The 7512-nt window shown below is 37.4% G+C and carries 7 protein-coding genes; 3 read left to right on the forward strand and 4 right to left on the reverse strand.

Going from position 1 to position 7512, the window contains the following annotated elements:
* Together ACJMLZ_RS08620 and ACJMLZ_RS08625 are read right to left on the reverse strand one after the other, a co-directional pair.
* The coding region (locus ACJMLZ_RS08620; protein ID WP_405305214.1) for a hypothetical protein at window positions 1–332 on the reverse strand (332 nt) is incomplete at its 3' end.
* 15 nt (window positions 333–347) lie between these two features.
* Window positions 348–941, reverse strand: a complete 594-nt coding sequence (locus tag ACJMLZ_RS08625) for a hypothetical protein (RefSeq protein WP_405305215.1) — start codon at window positions 939–941, stop codon at window positions 348–350.
* Between the two features lie 249 nt (window positions 942–1190).
* Between ACJMLZ_RS08625 and ACJMLZ_RS08630 the strand changes: the two genes are divergently transcribed.
* Window positions 1191–1832 (forward strand): hypothetical protein, encoded by a 642-nt coding sequence (locus tag ACJMLZ_RS08630; protein WP_405305216.1) that lies wholly within the window; start codon window positions 1191–1193, stop codon window positions 1830–1832.
* A gap of 63 nt (window positions 1833–1895) precedes the next feature.
* Here ACJMLZ_RS08630 and ACJMLZ_RS08635 read toward each other — a convergent pair whose 3' ends face one another.
* Window positions 1896–2159 carry a hypothetical protein gene (locus ACJMLZ_RS08635; protein ID WP_405305217.1) on the reverse strand — a complete coding sequence of 88 codons (264 nt, stop codon included), beginning with the start codon at window positions 2157–2159 and terminating at the stop codon, window positions 1896–1898.
* 353 nt (window positions 2160–2512) lie between these two features.
* Window positions 2513–5758 (reverse strand): hypothetical protein, encoded by a 3246-nt coding sequence (locus ACJMLZ_RS08640; protein WP_405305218.1) that lies wholly within the window; start codon window positions 5756–5758, stop codon window positions 2513–2515.
* Between the two features lie 264 nt (window positions 5759–6022).
* Here ACJMLZ_RS08640 and ACJMLZ_RS08645 point away from each other — a divergent pair, with 264 nt between their 5' ends.
* Both ACJMLZ_RS08645 and ACJMLZ_RS08650 read left to right on the forward strand, forming a co-directional pair.
* Entirely contained in the window at window positions 6023–6709 is a 687-nt protein-coding gene (locus tag ACJMLZ_RS08645) for a TIGR00266 family protein (RefSeq protein ID WP_405305219.1), read from the forward strand.
* 41 nt (window positions 6710–6750) lie between these two features.
* Window positions 6751–7512: NAD(P)/FAD-dependent oxidoreductase (locus tag ACJMLZ_RS08650; protein ID WP_405305220.1), on the forward strand; the 762-nt coding region annotated here is incomplete at its 3' end.

The raw sequence follows: 7512 nt of genomic DNA on the forward strand, positions 1-7512 counted from the left end.
GCTCTAGTCATATAAGAGTCTTTGTAAACTGGTTCACCGTTTTTATACAAGTGAACCTCAAATCCCCCAACAGATCCGCCCATCCATTTTTCTGCTTCTACAGTATACTCGCCAACAGTTTTAGTATACTTTGTATCAAAACTTGGTAATTCTACGGTAATAGTGTCTGATGTAACTGGAGTACTTGTAGTTTCATTAACAGTAGTAGTGTTATTCATTGTTTCAGCAGTTGCATCTGTTTTTCCTAAATTTGGCATTGATATCAATATGCCTGCTAAAAGAGCAATAATTATCACAAGCAATGTAACAATAATCATTTTATTCTTTTCCATGCTATCAACACCTCATTATTTGTAAAATCCGCCACTTGTTCTTTTTCCAGTCCTTAAATCCACATAACTAATATAACCATCTTCATATGTCTGCATTACAGTATTTTCATCAATTTGCTCCCTACCAGTTTCAGGATATGGGTCATTACTTGGAGGTAAATTATTTATGCTATATGGCGAACTTGATGGTTGTGAGGATTGTTGAGTAGCTTTCACTTCAACAGTTTCTTCCTTAATTGTTATTTTTTTAGTTGTATTACATCCATTATAATCATCATTACCATCATAAATAACAGTTACATCATATTCACCAACACTTTTATCAAGTTTTAATTCACCAACACCCTCATCGTTTGTAACAACAGCATCCTCTGAATAGTAGTTATCTTTATCAGTTAATGTTATTTTTACAGTTTGATTAGTTAAAGCTGTTCCATTAACATCAGTCAATTTGATTTGAAGACTATCTCCTTCAGAAAATGTATCATTACCAATTATTTCAAGTTTGGAATCTGTTTTTGCAGTATTTGGCATGACCGCTAAAATTCCAACTAAAAGTGCTAAAATAACAACAATCAATGCAATAATAATCATTTTATTCTTTTCCATTTAATTAACCCCATAGTTCTTTTAATTAATAATTTAGTAACAAGATTTATATACATATATCGCAACTTACATATTCACTAATAACAATTGGCTAAAATAAATCTAAATTCCAAATAGGCATGATTTAACCTGTGAAAACATACAAAAACTAATGAATTCATGAGCTATAACCCGCCCTGAAAACTAAAAGAAATAAAAAATGAAATTTTAGCTAAAAGTTTAAATACAACCTGAAACTATGTGTAACCTATGACAACCATTATGGAATTCAACCAAACCTGTGCCGTTTGCGGCGAAACCAGCTTGCAACCGGTCATATCAAGCACCAGCACCTGGGGCTATCCGGACCTTGACTTAAGACCAGCCGAAATGCAGAGAAGCAGCATGTTTGCTTGGCTTGTTGAATGCCCCCATTGCGGCTATGTGGCTGCTAAGCTTGAAAACAAATCTGAAATGCCAGAAGACCTTTTAAAAACTGATGCTTATCAGACCTGTGACGGCAATGACTTTGAATCAGATTTATCCAAAAGATTCTACAAGCGTTACCTGATATCCAAGGCAGGAAAAGATTACCGTTCTGAATTTTTCTCTCTTCTCCACTGTGCCTGGGCCTGTGATGATAATGATGATGAACTTGCAGTTGAAATTAGGAAATTGGCTTTACAGTCAATAGATAAGATTGAAGCTGAAAGCGATGATGAAAAGAACACCTTGACACTTATAAAAGCGGATTTGTTGAGAAGAACACTGCAATTTGACAGGGTGATTAGAGAGTTCAAAAACATTATTCTGGAAGACAAGATTGAAAATGACATTATCACATTCCAAATTGAACTGGCTTTAAAAAAGGATAGTGACTGCCATACTGTAGAAGAAGCGGTTGAAAAATAGCATTTCTATAACAACCCTTAATTTTTTTATTTTGCATCGAAGCATTGCATTTGTTAGACCACGTTATAATAACTTTAATACAAAACGGAATAAAAACAACAATAAAAAGACTGCAAACATTGCAATCAAAAGTAATGAAAAACTTTCTTTACCGAAAACGTAAGGGTCTTGGTTTTTAGTAGGCTTGCGATGAGTATAATTTATTCTTGAATCGTCAGGTTGTCCATAGTCCCAACTTCCCCCATCAAAATCCGGATCAAAACCGCAATTTTCGCAGTAAACATCATTATCTGCAGCTACTGCACCACATTCAGGACAATTTTTCATCTCATAACCCCCAATTCAACAGGTTCCATAACAACACCTAAAAAACTAATAATTAATAATGTTGGCATATTATAAAAAGGTTTACATTATGTGGTCAAATCATTAGGCCAACTTCACAGACAATGAGGAAAAATGGCGAAACATGTACATTGACTGGTAAAAATGACTTGGAAAAGGAAAAATATATCATTAAATTAAATAAATGATTTAAAAAATTAATTTTTAAAGTAGAAACATGGGGATTATAATGCGAAGTTTCAAGTATTCATGCATTTAATTTCAGTTGAAAAATAAAAAAAAGTTAAGGAGAAAAAATCCCCTTTATTTTAAATTTAAGCTAAAACATCACAGCCCTATGCTGATTTTACAATTGTTACAGTTTCACTTGTTCCGGAATATTTGGTGTTTCCGGAATATGAAGCGGTTACGGTATAAGCGCCTGGACCTAAATCCGCAACTGAAACTTTGGCAAAACCGTTAGTATCTGTTTTTACAATGTTTTTAACACCGTTGATTTCAATACCTACAGTAGCGCCTTTAATTAACTGGTTGGTATCCTCATTAGTTACCCTAGCAATTACTTCATCGTTTTGACTATCATAAACTACTGAAATGAATGTTGCGGTTTTATTGACTTCACCGAACACCACCCTTACGGATCCGAAGTATTTTGCATTTCCTCCATATGAAACGGATACCTTAAATGAAGTCAAGTCATAACCTTCAAGTGACAGTACGGATTGACCGTTAGCATCTGTTGTAACAAGAGTTTTAACCCCGTTTATGACAAAACCAACAGTACCTCCTTTGATAGAAACGCCTACATCATCATTAATCAAAATTGCAACGATTTGATTATTTTCCGCATCGTAAGTTGCATCAATGGAAGTTTGTATTTTATTTACGACAACATCAAATGTTGCATTGGATGGATTATACTTAGTGGAACCCTTGAAAGTGACAGTAGCAGGATAAGTGCCATAATCAAAACCAGCAGTTGAAATGACTACTTGTCCCCAAGCATCAGTTACAAGCTTGTAATTTTTACCATTGAGGTCTACCCTGAGAGTGAAACCTTTAATTGCCTGACCTGTAGCGTTATTGGTTAATGTAGCAATGAATTCTTTTGTATCATCACTATAAACCGCATCAATTGTAGTGTTTGCAACAACAGGGACTTTTTCAGTTAATTTAGCAGCATTATATTTAGTACCGCCATTAAATTTAACAGAAACAGTATAAACAGTTCCAGGAACCAAATCGGCACCGGAGACCCTGACCTGACCAGCAGCATCAGTCACAAGCCTATATGTTTCACCCTGAAGCTTGACAGTTAAGGTATAACCCTTAATTGCCTGACCTGTAGCATTACTGGTTAAGGTAGCAACCATCTCATTAGAGTCATAATCATAATGCACTGAAAGTGCAGTATCCGCCTTTTCCACAATGACGGGCACTGTCATGCTTATCGGATAGAACATGCTGTCTCCGGCATAGGATATGTTTGCTGTATATGTGCCCGGTTTTAAATTGTCAGGAAGTGTAAATGAAGTCTGACCGTCATAACCTGTGACGCCATAATAATATTTGCCGTTTAACAGTACTGCAATATCCTTTCCAGACAAATTACGATTATATAAGTCTTTCAATGCTACAATCAAATTTCCAGGAATGCCATAAGTAGTTCTTATTTGACTGACTATAAGTTTAGTTGACATTTTGACAGTGAGATTATGAACTGAATACCAGTCAGGACCCTCTTCTGCAGTATTGTTTTCAAAAAATGCATCAATCATACTACAGTTTTCAGCATAGAAGAAGATTCCTCCACCCATATTCTCAGCATGGCAGTCTATAAATGTGGATCTGAAAACAGAACCGTTAATACGCCCCACAAATATTGCGCCTCCACTATCTGTTGCGTAATTACTGATGAAAATACAGTTATATGCATCACCGTTGCCAATGGCGCCGCCTTCAACAGCGCTGTTATTGGTAAAATTGGAATATCGAGCAACACCATCGTAAATGGCACCTCCGCTAAATCTTGCGGTGTTGCCTGTAAAAGTACAATTCACTGAAGATGCCCAGTACATTGCACCGCCGTTCTCTCTAGCAGTATTGTTAATGAACACGGAATTTTCAGCATTACCGCACATTGCACCACCATAATCTGCACTGTTATTGATGAAAGTACAATTGATTGCAGTTCCCATATCCAAGGCTCCTGCATTTGTAACTGCAGAATTATTGATGAAAGTACATCCTGTAGCATCGCCGTCATAAATAGCACCGCCATAACCGCTTACAAAATTGTTGGTGAAGTTGCAATTCATAGCGTTACCACTTTTGATAGCGCCGCCGGAGTCTGCAGTGTTGCTATAAAACCTGCAGTTTGTGGCATTACCATAGTAAATAGCACCGCCTTCACTGTTAGCAGAATTGCTTATGAAAGTACAATTTATAGCAGAACCATGGGCTATCGCACCACCATAATTTGCAGTGTTTAATTCGAAAGTACAATTGACTGAAGTACCACCTGAAACGGCACCCCCTTCATCTCCGGTAGTGGTTGTTCCTATATATGTGGCATTGGCAAATCGGATATTTTTCAGGACAACATTATCACAATTGATGGAAAAAATCTTTGAGGATTGGTTTGCGTTAATGGTATGTCCCTGCCCATCAATTGTTATCGCTTTTGAAATGCCGATTCCTTCATTTGAATGGCCTTCATTATAGACATAATCCCTGTTAAGAGTCAATGTTCCGCCTTCCTCAACGGCATCAATCTCATTGGCCAAATCCGTAAATGTTCCATCAGGCAAGAGGACAGTAATCCATTCGCTTAACTCAAATACCCTTCCATCATACCTGCTATATTTAACTGTAACATAATTTTTTCCGACCAAACTAGGGATTATCCAGTTCTGTTGTATAATTATTTCCATAAACCCTGTTCCATAAAACATTTCAGTGTAAACTAGATTACCGTTTGCAAAAAGAGATATGTTTCCTTCAAGACCATCTTCACCATTATATCCGTCATGAACGATAGAAATGAACTCATCTTCATCATCATAGGAAATGGTTTTTTCATACAATTCTATGAAATCGATAGGCCTTAATGTTTCAATTACGGTAATTGTCTGACTTGCAAGATCCGTGCCATTACAGTATACCCAGAGGTTATAATCACCAGGTTCCTTAAAATTCATATCCTTTAAATGCACTATTGTGTAAACATCATCACCTTCATGGTAAAAATAATTGGTACTGCCGTTGGAATCAACAGTGACCGGAATATTATCAGGCATATTCTCCGGCCAATAAATCATCATTACTGTTGCATTATCATCAGTCTCAAACTCAAATTTTTCACCGAAAAATTCTACATTAACACTTTCAGGATTCCCCTGCAAGACATTTTCTTGAGATTCTCCCAAAGTTACATCTTCGATAGGAGTTTCAGCCACTTGTCCGTCTCCTACCTCATCAACACTAATATTTCCGTTTTCATTTTCAGCCGCATTAACAGCCGACATTGTCAATAGACATGCCAATATCAATGCAACTACCATAATCTTTTTATTAATCAAGGATTTCCCCCCTCAGAAATTTTCCCCAATATTAAATATTGTATAATTTTTAACTATTAAATATTACTATACCCATATTACAGGCAGAATTTTTTAAATATCCAATAAAAAAAATTCATATTGTGTAATATTTTTTAAACAAATCCAACTAGTATAAAACCGCATCCGACATTCTTGAAATGCCAAATTTCAGGAGTAATTCTTTAAACAATATATACTATCAAAATTTAATAGATTAATATAAACAAATTACAAGGTGACAAAATGGAATACGAAATTAGCGGAGGCTCATTTCCTACAGTAATCTGCACATTGCAGAAAGGAGAAACAATGAAAGATGAAACCGGAGCGATGGCATTCATGACCTCAGACATCAAGATGGACACCAATACAGGAGGTGGCCTTTTAAAGGGTCTTGGAAGGGCATTGTCAGGAGATACAATATTTTTAAACTTTTTTACAGCACAGTCAGACAATCAGAAAATCGCATTTTCAGCGTGCTATCCCGGAAAAATCATCCCAATCCAACTGAACGGATCAAATTCCATCATCGGCGAGAAAAATGCATTTCTTGCGGCTGAAGAGAGTGTTGACATTGACATGTACTTCAAAAAGAGACTTGGAGCAGGACTGTTCGGCGGAGAAGGATTCGTACTTCAGAAATTCACCGGAAACGGAATGCTGTTTTTGGAAATCGATGGGGAAGTTATCGAACATGACCTCCAGCCTGGAGAAAAGCTTCTTGTAAATCAAGGCCATGTTGCGGCAATGGAAGAGACTGTCGATTTTGATATCGAAAGAGTCAAAGGCGTCAAAAACATGCTTCTTGGTGGGGAAGGACTATTTTTCACTAGATTGACAGGTCCTGGAAAAGTATGGATACAGACCATGCCTGTAAGCAAATTGGCTGATGCAATCATCCCGTATCTGCCGAAAGCACCTCAGGAATGAATCAATAAGAAATGCTTTTTAAAACAATATAGGTGAAAAAAATGGAACAGTATGACATAATAATCATCGGCGCGGGGCCCGGCGGGTTGACAGCGGGAATCTATGCGGGCCGCCAGGGAACCAGAAATCTGATAATAGACAGGGACCTGGCGGGAGGAATCGGCCGTGAAGTTCCGGCTATGGAAAACTATCCCGGTTATGACATCATTTCCGGCCTGGAACTAACCGAAAAAATGAAGGAACAGGCAGTTAAGAACTGCGAATTGCATGAGCAGGAAAACGTTTTGGAAATAACCAAAACAAATGATGACTACAGATTTACAGTCAAAACAGATAAAGATGCATACCAGTCAAAAACAATCATATTGGCTACCGGCAGTTCCCACAGACACCTGAACGTGAAAGGCGAAGAGGAATTTGCAGGCAAGGGCGTCAGCTACTGTGCAACCTGTGACGGATTTTTCTTTAACGGAAGGGATGTCATCATGGTCGGCGGAGGAAACAGCGCACTTCAGGAAGCTGTTTATCTAAACAATTTGGGTGCCAACGTAACAATCGTCCACAGAAGAGATGAATTCAGAGCCCAAAAACATCTTCAAAACCTCGTTGAAGAGGAAAGCATCAATGTTATCTACAATGCAACCGTCGAGGAAATAAAAGGGAGCATGCTTGTGGAATCAGTCACACTAAAAGATACAAAAACAGGGAAATTAACCGAAATTCCGGCAAACGGAGTCTTCATAAGCGTCGGATACAATCCCCACACAGAGCTTGCAGAAAAATTGGGAGTGACTTTGGATCAA

The sequence above is a fragment of the Methanobrevibacter sp. genome (assembly GCF_045126245.1).
Lineage (GTDB): Archaea > Methanobacteriota > Methanobacteria > Methanobacteriales > Methanobacteriaceae > Methanocatella.

Bases quoted from the DNA above. Each gene is read 5' to 3' on its own strand.
- ACJMLZ_RS08625 (WP_405305215.1), bottom strand. From the start codon at position 941: ATGGAAAAGAATAAAATGATTATTATTGCATTGATTGTTGTTATTTTA.
- ACJMLZ_RS08630 (WP_405305216.1), top strand. From the start codon at position 1,191: ATGACAACCATTATGGAATTCAACCAAACCTGTGCCGTTTGCGGCGAA.
- ACJMLZ_RS08635 (WP_405305217.1), bottom strand. From the start codon at position 2,159: ATGAAAAATTGTCCTGAATGTGGTGCAGTAGCTGCAGATAATGATGTT.
- ACJMLZ_RS08645 (WP_405305219.1), top strand. From the start codon at position 6,023: ATGGAATACGAAATTAGCGGAGGCTCATTTCCTACAGTAATCTGCACA.